This is a genomic window from Hirschia litorea, assembly GCF_042665075.1.
GTDB lineage: Bacteria > Pseudomonadota > Alphaproteobacteria > Caulobacterales > Hyphomonadaceae > Hirschia > Hirschia litorea.
The window spans coordinates 675,871-691,847 of sequence record NZ_JBHTBR010000005.1; the positions used below are offsets into that span (position 1 = coordinate 675,871).

12 protein-coding genes and 1 tRNA gene are annotated in these 15,977 nt (G+C 45.1%); 9 read left to right on the plus strand and 4 right to left on the minus strand.

Annotated elements, in window-relative coordinates; genetic code table 11:
* Positions 1–83 precede the first annotated feature (83 nt).
* From ACFQS8_RS11820 to ACFQS8_RS11835, 4 genes are all read left to right on the plus strand, one after another.
* Entirely contained in the window at positions 84–2,417 is a 2,334-nt protein-coding gene (locus tag ACFQS8_RS11820; protein WP_382167635.1) for a glycoside hydrolase family 3 N-terminal domain-containing protein, read from the plus strand.
* Positions 2,414–3,430, plus strand: a complete 1,017-nt coding sequence (locus tag ACFQS8_RS11825) for an SMP-30/gluconolactonase/LRE family protein (RefSeq protein WP_382167637.1) — start codon at positions 2,414–2,416, stop codon at positions 3,428–3,430. Before ACFQS8_RS11820 ends, ACFQS8_RS11825 begins: the two co-directional genes overlap by 4 nt.
* A 91-nt stretch (positions 3,431–3,521) precedes the next feature.
* Positions 3,522–4,892, plus strand: coding sequence for an MFS transporter (locus tag ACFQS8_RS11830; RefSeq protein WP_382167639.1), 1,371 nt, complete (start codon positions 3,522–3,524; stop codon positions 4,890–4,892).
* 22 nt (positions 4,893–4,914) lie between these two features.
* Complete coding sequence (locus tag ACFQS8_RS11835) at positions 4,915–5,955, plus strand: LacI family DNA-binding transcriptional regulator (protein ID WP_382167641.1); 1,041 nt, start codon at positions 4,915–4,917, stop codon at positions 5,953–5,955.
* A gap of 225 nt (positions 5,956–6,180) precedes the next feature.
* Here the strand turns inward: ACFQS8_RS11835 and ACFQS8_RS11840 are convergent, their stop codons facing one another.
* From ACFQS8_RS11840 to ACFQS8_RS11850, 3 genes are all read right to left on the minus strand, one after another.
* Positions 6,181–10,341 carry a calcium-binding protein gene (locus ACFQS8_RS11840; RefSeq protein WP_382167643.1) on the minus strand — a complete coding sequence of 1,387 codons (4,161 nt, stop codon included), beginning with the start codon at positions 10,339–10,341 and terminating at the stop codon, positions 6,181–6,183.
* 381 nt (positions 10,342–10,722) lie between these two features.
* A tRNA-Gly gene (locus ACFQS8_RS11845) sits at positions 10,723–10,797 on the minus strand.
* 116 nt (positions 10,798–10,913) lie between these two features.
* The gene (locus ACFQS8_RS11850) at positions 10,914–11,654 is read right to left on the minus strand and encodes a DUF6065 family protein (protein ID WP_382167645.1); all 741 of its coding nucleotides are present in this window, start codon (positions 11,652–11,654) and stop codon (positions 10,914–10,916) included.
* A gap of 183 nt (positions 11,655–11,837) precedes the next feature.
* Here ACFQS8_RS11850 and ACFQS8_RS11855 point away from each other — a divergent pair, with 183 nt between their 5' ends.
* The 5 genes from ACFQS8_RS11855 to ACFQS8_RS11875 all read left to right on the plus strand — a co-directional run bounded on the left by ACFQS8_RS11855 (position 11,838) and on the right by ACFQS8_RS11875 (position 14,686).
* Complete coding sequence (locus tag ACFQS8_RS11855) at positions 11,838–12,380, plus strand: prolyl-tRNA synthetase associated domain-containing protein (RefSeq protein ID WP_382167647.1); 543 nt, start codon at positions 11,838–11,840, stop codon at positions 12,378–12,380.
* Between the two features lie 103 nt (positions 12,381–12,483).
* Positions 12,484–13,398 (plus strand): thioredoxin, encoded by a 915-nt coding sequence (trxA, locus tag ACFQS8_RS11860; protein ID WP_382167649.1) that lies wholly within the window; start codon positions 12,484–12,486, stop codon positions 13,396–13,398.
* A 30-nt stretch (positions 13,399–13,428) separates the two neighbouring features.
* Positions 13,429–14,100: an LON peptidase substrate-binding domain-containing protein gene (locus tag ACFQS8_RS11865; RefSeq protein ID WP_382167651.1), complete on the plus strand. Its 672-nt coding sequence runs from the start codon at positions 13,429–13,431 to the stop codon at positions 14,098–14,100.
* A complete protein-coding gene (locus tag ACFQS8_RS11870) occupies positions 14,097–14,306 on the plus strand; it encodes a Trm112 family protein (protein ID WP_382167653.1) in 210 nt (69 codons plus the stop codon). Before ACFQS8_RS11865 ends, ACFQS8_RS11870 begins: the two co-directional genes overlap by 4 nt.
* 2 nt (positions 14,307–14,308) lie before the next feature.
* Positions 14,309–14,686, plus strand: coding sequence for a gamma-butyrobetaine hydroxylase family protein (locus ACFQS8_RS11875; RefSeq protein ID WP_382167655.1), 378 nt, complete (start codon positions 14,309–14,311; stop codon positions 14,684–14,686).
* A gap of 7 nt (positions 14,687–14,693) precedes the next feature.
* Here the strand turns inward: ACFQS8_RS11875 and ACFQS8_RS11880 are convergent, their stop codons facing one another.
* Positions 14,694–15,938 carry an FAD-dependent monooxygenase gene (locus ACFQS8_RS11880; RefSeq protein WP_382167657.1) on the minus strand — a complete coding sequence of 415 codons (1,245 nt, stop codon included), beginning with the start codon at positions 15,936–15,938 and terminating at the stop codon, positions 14,694–14,696.
* Positions 15,939–15,977: the final 39 nt, after the last annotated feature.

Here is a 15,977-nt window from a genome sequence, read left to right on the forward strand (position 1 = left end):
CAACACTATGAGGGAGGATTGCACAGCGTCTCGATTTACTTTGTAAAAATAGCAGAGGCCAGTGCGACTAGAAATTCATGAAAATGCTTTGGAAAAACGCTATCCAGTCCACAATTTGTCTTGTCGCGCTAACCGCGTGTACCTCACTGACCACTCAGGCACCCACCACACCCGCAGCACTCGCTAACCAAGCAGCAGACACCTCCCTTGCAGACGCTAAACTGGCAGCGACTTCATGCCTATCAGAACGCGCTCAAAACCTGCTTAAAGTCATGACTATCGAAGAAAAAATAGGCCAATTGCACCAAGCAGCAGGTGGGCGCAGTAAAAACCTCAACTCAAAACTTACGCCGGAAGAATTGGATAAAGTCCGTCGCGGCGAAGTAGGTTCCTATCTCCACGTAGCAGGCGCTAAAGCTTTGGGAGAATTACAAAAAGTCGCAACTGAGGAAAGCAAACACGGCATTCCATTGTTGTTCGCAATGGATGTTGTCCACGGATACCGCACTATTTTTCCTGTCCCGATCGCTATGGCCAGCACGTGGGACACAGAGCAATGGCACACCGCTTCCCGTATTGCAGCCCAAGAAGCCACAGCCGCAGGTCTACACTGGACATTTGCCCCAATGGTAGACATTGCCCGTGACCCTCGCTGGGGTCGCATTGTCGAGGGTGCAGGTGCAGATCCATACCTTGGATCTCGTATGGCCGCTGCACAAGTAGAAGGTTTTCAAAACAATGACTTATCGGCGTCTGATACTCTCCTCGCCACCACAAAACACTTAGGCGTTTATGGCGCACCAACCGGTGGTCGTGACTATGGGAGCAGCGACGTTTCAGAGCGCACTCTCAACGAGGTCTACCTTCCTCCCTTCTACGCCGCAAATGTATCTGGTAGTGGCTCCTACATGACCGCTTTCAATGATATTGGCGGCATTCCCTCCACTGCAAATGAAGAAATAGTAGATGGGATATTACGTGAAGATTGGGGCTTTTGTGGCCTTGTCGTCAGTGATTGGAACGCCATTCACGAACTTATAAACCATGGCGTTGCTAAAGACCGCCCCGCCGCCGCAGCCCTTGCACTAAAGGCAGGTGTCGACATGGATATGACAAGCGCTGTGTATAAAGAAGACCTTGTAAAAGCTATTGAAAATGATCCATCCCTCATGATGGACTTAGACCTTGCAGCTGGCCGAGTCATCACCGTTAAAGAACAGCTAGGCCTGTTTGATAATGCCGCTAAATATCACGATGAAGCACGCGAAAAGGCACAAATGCTAACGCCTGCCTCGCGAGAAGCTGCCCGTATCGCTGCAGAAAAATCAGCGGTACTCCTCAAAAACGACAACAACGCATTTCCCATCGCCTCTGGTCCTCAAAAAATCGCAGTTTTGGGCGCGCTGGCAACAGATTCACTCACCCAATTGGGCTCATGGCGCGGACGTGGAGACGCCAATGATGTCGTCTCTATCCTCGATGGCCTTAAAACACACGCACCTGAAGGTATAGACATCTCCTATTCTGAAACCGCTGAAAACATTTCAGATTTCACAGAAAATGCTGACCGTATTTTGCTCGTGATCGGGGAAGATTACGACTTATCCGGTGAAGCAAGAAGTCGTTCTGATATAGAGCTTCCGGCCGACCAAACAGCCCTGTTCAAAGCTGCAATCGAAACAGGAAAGCCAGTCAGCGTTATCCTTGTTACAGGTCGCGCTCTAGCAATTCCAGAAATAGATCAGGACGCTGATGCCATCTTGAATATTTGGATGGGCGGCGTTGAAGCAGGTAACGCCGTGGCTAACCTTGTATATGGGACATCCGCACCAGCAGGACGTCTCCCCATATCATTCCCACGCAAAACAGGCCAAGCCCCCCTTACTTACTCTGAATATCCAAGCGGACGTCCAGCCGACCCGGATCTATCGAATGACTCCAATAGATTCATAGATTTACCTATTACCCCGCTCTATCCATTTGGACATGGTTTAAGCTATTCAACTTTTGAATATTCAAACTTAAGTGCTGCCCAAACAGAAATTTCAGCAGACGGAGTAATATCACTATCCGTCACCGTTACAAATACAGGTGACATCACAGCCGATGAAGTCGTCCAATTATATATGCGAGACCCCGTTGCATTCGTCGCTCGGCCACAAATACAGCTTCGCGGCTTTAAACGTGTAACTTTGGAGCCAGATCAAAGCGCAACAGTCACGTTTGAACTCTCCCCTCAACAAGCCGCCATATATAAGGGCCGCAACGATTGGAAAGTTGAAAGCGGAGACTTGGAGTTTTTCATTGGCGGATCATCTGCTGATCTCAAGTCTAGCCAAATCATAAACATTTTGAACAATGCTGATTCTAAGGCCCCAGCGGCAGCGTTAGAAACAAAAGTATCGGTGACTCAATGATAAATCGTCGCGCATATATATTATCCAGCACGGCATGCCTCGCACTTGCGGCGTGCCAGCACTCAACAAAACCAACAAAAACAAACCCTGTTAGCTTTGACATCTACGACCCGCGCTTTGCTGATTATATCTCCCCGTCTGCGACAGCAGAAATTTTATCCGAAGGTCATCAATGGATTGAAGGCCCGACATGGGATAAAAAACGCAACACGCTGTATTTTACGGACGTTCCTCAAAATACGGCTTACGCTTGGAATAGCTTAGATGGGGTCAAGGTGTTTTTGAAACCATCAGGCGCGGACCTTACAGCTGATGACGGGTTCCGTGAACCAGGTGCCAATGGGTTGTTGTATCTGGATGATGACACGCTTCTAATCTGTAATCATGGAAAAAGAGCCCTCGAACGGATGGACTTATCCACCGGCAAACGTTCAATTTTGGCCAGCCAGTATGAGGGCAAAAAATTCAACAGCCCGAATGACGTTATCTATGCATCTTCAGGCGATATGTTTTTTACTGATCCGCCCTATGGCTTAACCGGTATCAATGACTCGCCATTGAAAGAAATGAAGTTCAATGGCGTCTATCTCAGATCCAAAAATGGCACCATACGTCGTTTACTAAGCGATATGACATTTCCAAATGGAATAGTCCTCTCACCGGATGAAACTTTCGTTTTCGTCAGTCAATCTGACCCAAATAAGCCCATTATACGCCGTGTGAAGTTAAATCACCAAAACCAAGTCGTGGGTGACGAAGTTTGGTTTGATGCCAGTTCCTATCAGTCTGATAATTCACCGGGGCTACCTGATGGTATGGTTGTCGCTCATGATGGCGCACTATTTACAACAGGTCCGGGTGGCGTTTTCGTTCTCTCACCAGATGGTGAAGTTTTAGGTCGCATCAATACAGGAAAAGCAACGGCAAACTGTACCTTTGGAGAAACTGGATCAACACTCTTCATTACAGCAGGTGACACCTTGCTAAAATTACCCACGCTTACTCACAGTTAGATATAACATTTGCGCCTTGTCCTTATGAAGAAAGGCATTTAGCGTGAATACGCGCGTGATAAATGAAGAAATATAAGGTAAGTTCCATAAAATGACCCGTAGACCTGATGCCATTGCTTGGAAAACCATGGTGGGATACGGAATCGGTGATTTTGGTATAAATATATACTGGAATAGCTTATCTTTGATCTTAGTTTTTTGGTACGCTAAAATACTAGGTCTCCCGCCTACGATAGCGGGAGCCATATATTTTGTTGGTTTACTATGGGATGCTATATCAGATCCTGTTGTTGCTTATTTCGCTGAACGAACGCGGACTAGATTTGGCACTTATAGACCATTCATTTTCTTTGGTAGTTTCGTTTTAGCGATTGTTTTCACGCTATTATTTTGGATTCCGCCTTTTGAAGGCAATCTACTCATTGGCGTTCTGCTCTTAAATCACATGGTCTTTAGAACTTGCTACACTTTCGTGGCAGTTCCTTATTCGGCCCTCTCCTCAAGATTATCTTTCAACAGTTCTGACCGCACCGTCATATCTGGTGTTCGAATGTTCTTTGCCTTTGGTGGAATGCTTACAGTATCATTATTGTGGTTCCCGTCCGTGCGCTACTTTAATGGCGGAGAGGAAATTGGACCCTATGGATTTCTAATCACAGCGATGCTCGGTGGGTTTGTCGCGACCATTGCCCTCATGACATGTTTTTTCAACACCAAAGAAAGAATCCCTCCGGGCCGCAAGCAAATCCCGACAAATAATCTAAGTGACTTCTTTAAAAATGCTTTTTCAAACAAAGCATTAATGCTCGTACTTCTTGCAATTTTCTTTCAAGCTGCTGGTTGCGCCAGCTATGTCATTCCATTGGCGTTTTTCATAGAAATCAATCAAGCAAACTTTGCGTCTAAAGAAACCATATTAACGGTCTCAGCGCTTGCTACATTATGTGGCGTGCCAATATGGACGTTCATTATTTCAACTTTCACTAAGAAAGCAGCATGGATTTCTGCTTGTATAGTTGTGTCTGTTTTTGGCTTGTCCTTAGCTTTTATTCAAATGCCCCTTATCTACGGCGTTCCGCCAGAAATCATAGGGCTAGGTTTTGGTGCAAGTGCTTTTGGAGTGCTCGTGTGGTCCTTCATTCCTGACACAGTTGAATATGGCCAATGGCAAACAGGTGTAAGAAACGAAGCAGCTGTTTTTGGTTCCGTCACCCTTGTCCAAAAAATATCGGGCGGCTTAACGGGTTTGATGGTTGGTGTCACGCTAGATAAACTAGGATATGAGGCCGGTTTAAATATTCAGTCTCAATCGGTTATAGAAGGGATTCGCTTTTTCATTTCACTGTCTCCAGGTGTATTATTGTTTTTTTCAGCAATCGTTATCTATATATTGCCGCTAAACCGAACGAGACACGCTGCAATCATCAATGCTTTGTCAGAAACTGAATCGACGGAAGACTGAGCTTTAATTATAGGCCCTCAAAATGCACAAATCTGTTCCAAAAATGAAAGACGTCGCAAAATTAGCTGGCGTTTCAATTAAAACAGTTTCCCGTGTCGTCAACAATGAACCACATGTCACTGAGGGATTACGAGAAAAAGTAAAAGCAGCCGTTGATGAATTGGGGTTCGTTCCCAGCCCGAATGCGCGCGGATTACGCAGTCATCGCGGTTACACTATCCATTATATAATCCACAATAACCGAAGCAATTACGTCAATGCGATTCAAGCCGGAACTATCCAAGCCTGTCAGGATCAGGGATATCAGCTTGTTGTTTCGATGATAGACGATAGCGAAAATTTATCTGATGACCAGATTACTGAGCAGATGAATAGATTACCAATATTGGGCACACCAGTAGGTGCTATCCTCGTATCTCCCCTCACAAACAACAAACGTATCGTCAAAGCGCTTAAATCCATGGGTATCGCAATTGCGCGTATTGGATCTCACGATTTTGACGATGATGAGCTTGAAGTCAAAATCAATGACCGCGAAGCAGCAAAAGATATTACAAAGTTTCTCCTAGATTTAGGACACAAACGTATCGGCTTTGTGCGAGGTAAAGAAAACCAAAAAGCCACTGTCGAACGCTTTCAAGGTTATCAAGATGCCCTAAACTCAGCAGGGCTAAATGTAGATGACTCTCTTATCCAGACAGGTAATTTTGAATTTGAAAGCGGCTTAAAGGCCGGTGACAATCTTCTAAAACGCCCAGACCCTCCAACTGCAATATTTGCATCCAATGATGATATGGCGGCAGGTGTTTTAAGCGCGGCACATAGATTACGTATCTCTGTCCCAGACCAATTATCTGTTGTTGGTTTTGATGACTCTGAGCTCGCTGAAAAAATGTGGCCAGCGCTTACCACTATTCGCCAACCACTTTTAGAGCTTGGCAGCGTCGCGACAAAAATGCTCATCGCGAATGCGCAAAACGGCCAAGATGTTAATCCTCGCCAATTTCTTCCATATGAATTGATCGTGCGTGAATCGACAGGCCCAGCCCCCAAAAACGTTTGATAAAAGCTTTTTTAGAAACCTGGTCCCCAGCACATTCTTAGCACCTGCCAGTCAGAGTGTGATCAAACACGACACACCGGCATACCTCCTTATACGCAGAAAGCCATCAGCCCCGCACCACAGCCGAATCTGCCCTATACCTAATTCTACCCTTACCACCCAATAAAATAAAAACGCGGCCAGATATCTCTGACCGCGCTGTTGTTTTATTATCTTAAAATCGACTTACCCGAAGTAGAAATCGCCTGCATCAATGGTGTCTGCATCAATGCCGATCAGCGTGATTGAATTATAGCTGTCGCCTGTGATGTTGATCACAGTATCATCGCCAGATTGCGCGACTGTGAGGTTAGAAAAGTCTATGCCCTGACTGGACATATCAAGGGTTTCACCCTCTTCCCAATCTTGCACTTTATCGTGACGCCAATTGCCTGCGAATACGAAGGTATCGACGCCGGCTTCACCATACAGAGAGTCAAATTTATCACCGCCATCTAAGATGTCGTTTCCGTCGCCGCCCTTCATATAGTCATTACCGCCACCGCCATTTAAGCGGTCATCGCCATCGCGGCCATGCATGGAGTCATTGCCATCCTCGCCATAGAGTGCATCATTGCCGGCCTCACCGACGAGATAATCATCGCCTGTTCCGCCCTTCATGTAATCATCACCTAGACCACCGAAAATGCGATCATTGCCTTCACGGCCCTGCAAATTATCGTTGCCAGAATAACCCGCGATAAGGTCATCGCCCTCATTACCGACAAGATAATCATTCCCCTCAAAGCCGCGAAGTTCGTCATTACCAGCTTCACCGAATACACGGTCATCACCTTCTCGGCCCTGCAAATTATCATTGCCGTCGCCACCTATAAGGAGGTCATTTCCGTCATTACCAACAAGGTAATCATCGCCTGCGCCACCATAGAGCGTATCATCACCTCCTTCTCCAAAGAGACGATCATTGCCCTCGCCACCATTCAGCTCATCATTGTCGTGTCCACCCGCCAAGGTGTCGTCGCCCTCATTTCCATGCAGTATATCATTTCCTGCACGCCCCCAAAGCGTGTCTTCGCCTGCACCGCCATAAATTATGTCATTGCTTCTACCTGACAAATCGTGAGGAGCATCACCATAGAGCGTGTCATTACCCTCACCACCGTAGAGCGTATCTTCGCCCTCATCTCCGTTGAGCGTATCATCGCCTACGCCACCATAGAGCGTATCATCACCTTCTTCTCCATAGAGCGTATCATTGCCCTCGCCGCCATGCAGCTCATCATTATTGAATCCACCCGACAGAAAGTCGTTGCCAGCATTTCCAAATAGAACATCATCACCAGATAAATTAACTGAGAGATAATCATCTACAACACTGCCTTGAATAACAAAGCTTTGAGAAGAAGATGAAAGATCGTGATCAATATAGAGGCGGAGTTGCCATGTTTGGTGTGACTCTTCTGGAATATAAAAAATGAAGCTGTCTTCTGTAATTTCAGATGTAGAAACATTCCTTAAAAGGATAGAGTTAAATTCATCTCCCGGAATACGGATACGGACATCGTCACCTTCTGCAGTAATCGTTAGTTTTTCAAAAGCATCACTAATTGATTCTTCTTCACCCACCGCAATACGTCGAGATAGATCAATTTTATCACCAAGTTCAAAGTCTGTAATGATGTCTTGTCCCCAATCAGTTTGAAACTCAAAAACATCATTTCCAGCTCCCCCCGTTAGGATATCTTCGTATTTAGAAGAAGAAGACAATTCTATGAAATCGTAGCCACCTGACAAGACATCATCGCCGCCACCGCCATACAATATGTCATGGCCACCCTGCCCAAAGAGATAATCATCGCCTTCATCACCATGGAGCGTATCATGACCATTTCCTCCATAAAGGCTGTCTTCTCCTTCGCCACCATGCAGCTCGTCATTACCGGATCCTCCTGAAAGAAGATCCCCACCGTCTCCGCCCTGAAGAAGGTCTGCGCCATCTTCTCCATATAATGCATCGTCACCTTCACGACCACTTAAAATATCTTGGCCCAGACCGCCGTAAAGCCAGTCATCTCCGGCATTTCCAACAATATAGTCGTCCCCCTCATCACCAAATAAACGGTCGGCTCCATCCTCGCCAAACAAACGGTCGTCACCTTCACCACCAAATAGGAAATCATTACCTTGTCCACCAGAGACAGCGTCATTCCCCTCATCGCCATAGAGAATGTTATGACCTTCTGCTCCTTTTAAAGTGTCATTCCCTGCTCTTCCATACACCTTCATCTCTGTATTATCGGAGCTACCATAAAATACATCATCGAACTCTGTACCGGAAATTTTTTCGATACCCGAATAGGTCGAAATGCCGGCTTCCGTTGTGACCGTTTTATCGGTTAATGACACTTGGATGGCCTGAGTGAATGTAAATTCAGCACCTTCAATGCCTGTCCATTCACCATTTTCAAAAATCAGATTGTCTTCGCCATCTCCACCTGAAAAATGATCATTTCCCGCACCACCATAGAAAACATCATCCCCATCGCGCCCATGAAGAACATCATCGCCGTCTCCCCCAATTAGGATATCGTCTCCGCCTCTACCGACGAGATAATCATCTCCAACGCCGCCAAATAAAGTGTCATCACTTTCAAGGCCATAAATACGGTCATCTCCCGCCAGGCCATAGACAGTGGTGAACTCATCAGGTTGAACCTCAAAAGCTTCGGCAGACGAAGTCAGGTAGTAAATAAGTGTGGGTGTTAGAGATTGAATGTTTTCTCGGCCAAAGAAGATATAACTACCACCGCTAGCAAACTCTTGACCATAGTATGTGGGGCCCCAATCTTCCCTTCCGCCGTCCGCGGAAAAAAGAAAGTCTCCATATCCATCGCCATTCACATCGCCTAGAAAATCAACACTAGCCCCAAGCAATGCGCCTGTTTGCTCTTCAATAATTGACCCCTTCCCCTCAAAAACGAGCCCCAAGCCTTCTGATATTTCATCAAACTCATAAAAAGCATCGAAGCTCTCATCATCTCGGCCTAAAATGAGAACAGAATTATTGCCTCGAGCAGAGTTATCACCAAGGAGAAGGTCATCTATTCCATCTCCATTCACATCCATTCCGCCTACGGAAACACTCCCAAAATTACTTGGAGAACTCCCTCTAGAATCAGACATATAAAGGGGAAAACTACCACGAACAGCAAAACCTGTTTCACCATCAAAATAGGATGTATTCAATTCTATCTCAGAGGCAAAATCACTGCTTCCAAAGAGCACATATACGAGCCCTTCAGCGCCATTTTCGTCATCACCATAATAAGATGAACCAATTCTTCCACCACCTGGGTCACTGATTAGTAGATCGTCTATCCCATCACCATTCAGATCACCCACAGAGCTTATGACGCTTGCTGTAAAAATGTATTTATTCCCATCAGCATCAACATTATCAGTGGTGATAATTCTGTTGTCTCTGTCAGAGTAGGAGATGGAGAAAGGAACATTATTAAGTTCAAAACCTTGGCTTCCATCTAAGGTAATATCAGCCAAATTAAACTTGTTGGAAAAACCATCTTCATTTCCAAAGATGATGGCGGCATCACTCGTTTCATCTTCAAAAGTAAGAGCAATATCATCAAACCCATCGCCATTGATATCACCAATGGCGTCTTGGCGTGTTTTCTCAAATTGGGTGTAGGCCGTATCTGGGAGACTCTCAGGATCAAATGCGAGCGTCAAATCTAAACTATGGCCATATAGGAGGTATGAGTCTGTTGAGTACTCATTATCTACACGTGTCGTCTCTTTAACGAGAAATTCGTTTAGACCATCGCCATCAACATCTCCGAAAACTTCAAGCGAAAAATTCGTATCCGTAGCTTCAAACTGAAAACCTTGATTGGCTTCTAACTGATCGAGATTAATATTTGCATCACCCGTCTGACCATAGACAATTGCATGTCCACCATCGTATTGGATATAAAAATCATCTAAATTATCACCATTAACATCACTAAGCGCTTCTACCTTGACCCAATCAGCGCGTATCGCAGCACTATCAATGCGAAGCGTAAGACTGCCGCCCGGTGCATCTTCAGCAGCACCAATAATTCCAACTGCTGTACCGTCACGAACACCATTTACGCCGGTTGCGATATTATTTGCACCAAAAACAATATGCGCAATTATATCAGTTTCTACCTGCTGTCTTTCATAGAGAGCGGAGTTAATAGGAGCGACATATGGACCAACAATAAAGTCTGCAAATCCATCTCCGTTGAAATCGCCAATGCCCGCGCCATCGTCTTGATCGACAAAATAATATCCATCTACAACACTAAAGTCTTCGGTATCGTATATTCCTTGAGTACTGCGCATTTGGCCCCAACCTTTAATTGAAAAACACACTTGGTTCATTATTGACATTAACCATCTCACACAACAAGCGCCACCCCCCTGTTTTACTAAAACCTTCACAGAAAAAACGCGGCCAGATATCTCTGACCGCGCTGTTGTTTTTTATCTTAAAATCGACTTACCCGAAGTAGAAATCACCTGCATCAATCGTGTCCGCATCAATGCCAATCAGCGTGATTGAATTATAGCTGTCGCCCGCGATATTATAGTGTTTTCCATATCGAAAGATGCAAGAGATATATAAACCTAACGAACTCTTATTTTCGGATTGCTACTGAAAAAACACTAAGCACATCGCCTCAACAGTGAGATTTATAAAAATTGATTTTCAAGAAAAATATCTGGAGCGGGTGAAGAGATTCGAACTCTCGACTTCAACCTTGGCAAGGTTGCGCTCTACCCCTGAGCTACACCCGCATCCGATATAAAAGTCAGACATAAATCTGTCTGAGGCGCTGTTAAACAGCATTGCCGCTTTTCTTGCAAGAGAAAAATTACGCTAACTCCAATAATTTTTCAACTCTAGCCAAAATTCACTTTGTAGCAGGCTTAGGCACTTTCATTTTTCGTTTTGTGACATGGGTATTTACTGCCTCTCCAGACGTTTTCTGCCCGCGCATGTAATGGCGTTGCCACTTTTCTCTTAAAGCGCCTTCATCGCCAGCGCCCAAACGCTGAATGAAATTACCTCGAGACTTTGCCCATTCCTCATATTCCGCTTTTAAGTCAGCATGTTCATCCAACATATGAAGCATTGGCTGCACTTCTTCCATACGATTGTGCTCGATCAAATTTAGAAAAGCAAAAGCTTCGCGTTTCTCAAATCTTACTTTGCATGGTCGCGTAAAGCGCCAATTCATTGTGAACGGGAAAGGCAGCCAATCCGTCTCCACCAGACCGGACAAAGGGTATATTCCATCCTTGGGTGCATTCGGTGGCCCCTGCACCCATACACCCCAGCCCGGCGGAGTTCTGAATAAGTAGCCTGTATGGAATGTCAAAACGCCTTCTCTAAAATGGCTATCAGCGACATTTTCAACTGGTGGCCAGTCTTCATCTGCTGTAATTTTAATATTCTCAGCCCTTGGTCCCCCATCCCATTCAATAGTTAACCCCGTCTGACATACGATTTCCCACCCTGTTGAATTCGCCATCGTAAGAGGAAGACATCTATAAGGGTGACGGTCAGTAAACTGATCCATCCAATCGCGCCGTGGACGTGCTGGAATAAGATCCGGCACATACTCATGTAGTTTATAACAATCGAGCTTCATGTATGCCTTCTAAGAGTGAATTATGGATTTTACGCAGATTAATGAAGGTAGAGGACTTTATCCCCAAACCATATTGAACAATACCTATACTCTTCAATTGCCCAGACCAACAGATTATGGTTAATGCACCTCCCCTTTTAATCCGGAAGATGGAGATATGCATTGAATATTCGAGCCCTATTCATGAATGACCAAAATACATCCTCCCTTCCCGCGGTAGATGATTTTACCCGCGCCCCAGAATTAGAAGTATTTGCTTGGCTTGATCGCCACAATATACGCCACACGACAGTCTCTCACGCACCTACACACACAGTAAACGAGTCTTCAGAGCTCAAATCATCAATAGCTGGTGGACACACGAAAAACCTGTTTTTGAAGGATAAAAAAGGCCAAACTGTTCTGATAAGCGCATGGGCACATTCACAACTACAACTCAACCAATTACATAAACAAATAGACACTCAACGCCTTTCATTCGCCAAGCCTCAACTACTTTGGGAAACCTTGAAGGTCACCCCCGGGTCCGTCTCAGCCTTCGGGTTGATGCACGATCAAAACAAAAGCGTACGCTTTTTTCTTGATGAAAAACTATTGGGATATGAAACCCTTAACTTCCACCCTTTGCGAAACGATATGACAACATCCATATCCCAACCTGATTTCGCACGCTTCTTAAATTCGACAGGGCGCAGGTTGGAATGTATAGATTTTGATGAATTATAAGGAATATTCTATCTGCTTACACAGTGTATAAGCTTGCACCTTAGTATATAGACGACCATGTAGTATAATATAAGCACACTTAGAATCGTTAGGACGTACTTCTATGGATATTTCTTCAGGATCATTTCCCGCAGACGGCGACAATGCCCAATGGATCATAGACGGATCCGACCAAACATTCATGCAAGATGTTGTTGAAGCGTCCAAACATGCAGTCGTTCTTGTTGATTTTTGGGCACCTTGGTGTGGCCCATGTAAAACGCTTATCCCAACATTAGAAAAAGTTGTGAACCAAGCCAATGGGGCTGTGCGCATGGTTAAAATCAACATTGACGAAAACCAAGGCGTGGCAGGCCAGCTTGGAGTGCGCTCTGTTCCAACTGTCTTTGCCTTTAAAGATGGTCAACCTGTTGATGGCTTTCAGGGTGCTATACCAGAAACTCAGATTATTGAATTTATTAAAAAAGCAGGTGCCGGCGGCGCACTTGAACAAATTGAGAATGCGCTCAATGCTGCGCGTGAAGCATTTCAAAATGGCGAACTTGATGAATCTGCTGCAATTTATGCGCAAATCATCCAAGCTGTTCCTGACAATCTAGATGCTTTAGTTGGACTTGCACGCTGCATGGTAGCGAAAAAGGATTATGAGCGCGCCAAAGAAGTCTTAGCATTAGTCCCTGAAGAATCTCAAAAATCACCGCAGGTCAAATCTGTTCTAACAGCGATTGAATTGGCCGATGACGGCTCATCCTCTTCAGCTCCTACTTCAGATTTGAGTGCTAAAATCGCTGAAAACCCAGACGATTTTGACGCAAGGTTTGAATACGCTAAATCTTTGTCAGCTGCCGACAAACATGAAGAAGCTGCTGAACAATTATTAGCAATTTTAGAAAAAGACCTCACATGGAATGAAGGCGCAGCAAAAGAGCAACTTTTGAAAATATTTGAAGCAGCAGGTCCAACTGCGGAAGTATCTCAAAAAGGCCGTCGACGCTTATCATCCCTACTCTTTAGCTAAAATATCAGACCCTTAAAAGAAAGACGCCGCTTGTCTCCTCCGATTTTCAGAATTGCCGAAGACCTTCCTTCAATTGTCCCTATATTTCCATTAGATGGGGCAATTGTTTTCCCACGCGGAAATTTGCCTTTGAATGTTTTTGAGCCACGCTATTTGAACATGGTAGACGATGCGATGTACTCACATCGGGTTATTGCGATGATTCAGCCTGTGCCTTCAGATACATCAGATGCAGACGGACAATCTGTAAATCCACCGCTTTTGCAGACAGGGTGCTTAGGTCGTATAAATAGCTATTCTGAAACCGATGATGGGCGATACCTGTTGAACCTGAGAGGGTTATGCCGCTTTACGCTAATTGAAGAGGAAGCGAGTAGCCGCCCTTATCGAACAGCAAAAGTGTCTTACGAGAACTTTGCAGATGACATGAAGCCTGTAAGTTCAAAAGAGCCCGATATAGAACGAGAAAAGCTCACCAAAGCTCTTAAAACTTACCTATCAACCAACGCAATCCAAACAGATTGGGATGCTGTTGCCGATGCTCCTATGGAAACACTTATAAATGCTCTGGCATCGGGCTGCCCTTTTTCAACCATGGAAAAGCAAATGTTACTAGAGTTTCCAACCTTACAACAACGCGGTGATGCTTTAATCTCACTGCTTCAAATGGATGCGAATGGCGGAAGTGGCTTAATACAATGACTTCAACAGATGCTAAAACAACGCCTGAAAGCGGTATCGATCCGCGATTGCTGGAAGTGCTCATTTGTCCAGCCTCCCGAGGTCCACTTGTCTTTAACAAAGACACAAATGAATTGATTTCAAAAAAAGCAAATCTAGCCTTCCCAATTCGTGATGGTGTTCCAATTATGTTGGTAGATGAAGCCCGCCAGATCGACGAAGACTAATCATGCTACGCAAACGCCCCAAAGATGACGGAAGTTGGCCTGTTGAGATTAGATTCAACAAAGAAAAAGCTTTATTGAAGCTCGTTTTTGATGATGGCTTTAAAGGTGAGATACCCTATGAGCTGTTACGTATTGAATCACCGAGCGCAGAGACACGCGGGCATGGTGGTGAAACACCTCTTCCACCCGTTGGCAAAAAAAATGTGAGCGTCATAAGCGCTGATCCGGTTGGTCGTTATGCGTTGAGGATCAATTTTTCTGATGGTCACAATACGGGATTGTATAGCTGGCCATATTTGCGTGAACTCGCTGCAGACCAGAAAAACCGCATGAAGGCTTATGAAAAACGCATGAAAGAGGCTGGATTAAGCCGCACATAGAATGCACTTAGGAAAATTGCATCAAACGACCTTGAAATAATTGCGGTGTATTTTCACCATCGCAGCCACTCGCCTGTTTGATTAATGCAGATCGTGCGGTTTCACTCTTGCCAACAAGCGACATACCCAATCCGGCGAAACCTCGAAAAATAGGTGGCGCTTTGAACATACGCTCAAGTAAGTCCATGCTTGTAGCCATATTGATAGTTTCAGTGCGCCGCCACTCTTCATAAGGTTCAAGTGCTAGTGGTGACCCTATATCCAGTCCAACATGAGCAGCTTTTGCGATTGTTTCAGCAAGAGATGCAACATCCTTCAAACCAAGGTTTAATCCCTGACCTGCTAATGGGTGAATGGCATGAGCTGCGTCTCCCGCCAAAGCGATACGGTCTGATACAAAACTATCTGCCACCCTCATTTTGAGTGGGTAGGCAAACCGACCGCCTAGCAATGAAAACTCGCCTAGAAAGTCGCCAATTTTTTCTTTCAACTCAAGCTCGAAATCTCTATCACTTAAGTCCGTCAAAGCTTCAGCAACAACCTCTCGCTCAGTCCAGACTAAACTGGCCTTATTGTTGGGCAATGGCAAAACAGCAAAAGGTCCATTTTTGAGAAATATCTGACGCGCGACACCATTATGAGGTTGCTTTAAACTTACCGTCGCGACTAGACCTTTTGCTTTGTAATCATGACCTGGAAAGGTGATGCCTGCAGCTTTACGCACATAGGACTCACGCCCATCACAGCCAACAAGCAGACGGGCAGATGCCCCCCCCTCAGATCCATTCCAGCTTACATCCACACGGTCAGCATGCGTCTTTATGCCACTTAACTGGCTGTTCGTTACGAGACTCAGCCCTTTCGTATTTTGTGCTTTTTCCCACAAAGCAGACAAAATAGAATGCGCTTCAATCAGATAACCGAGAGGACGATCCTCACTTTGTCCATCATCAAACCCGAAGCTCAAAGGTGCGAATGATGCGGCCTCCGCTTCCACTTTTTGTATCGGTTGGGCAAATGGCTGGATTTTCTCACAAATACCAAAAGTGTCCCACATAGCCCAACAACCTGCTGCAATTGTGTAGGCTCGTCCGTCAAAATCACCCTGTTTTTGATCAAAAACACTTTCTTTGCTTACGACTAAACATTCAAAACCGTGGGCACAAAGTGCGATTGCTAAGCTAAGTCCAACAGGACCAGCACCAGAAATTATGATCTCATGACCATTAAATATATGTGGGTTATCTCTCATAAATTTACTGTAGCCTTCACATTAAATGGCGTCCAGACT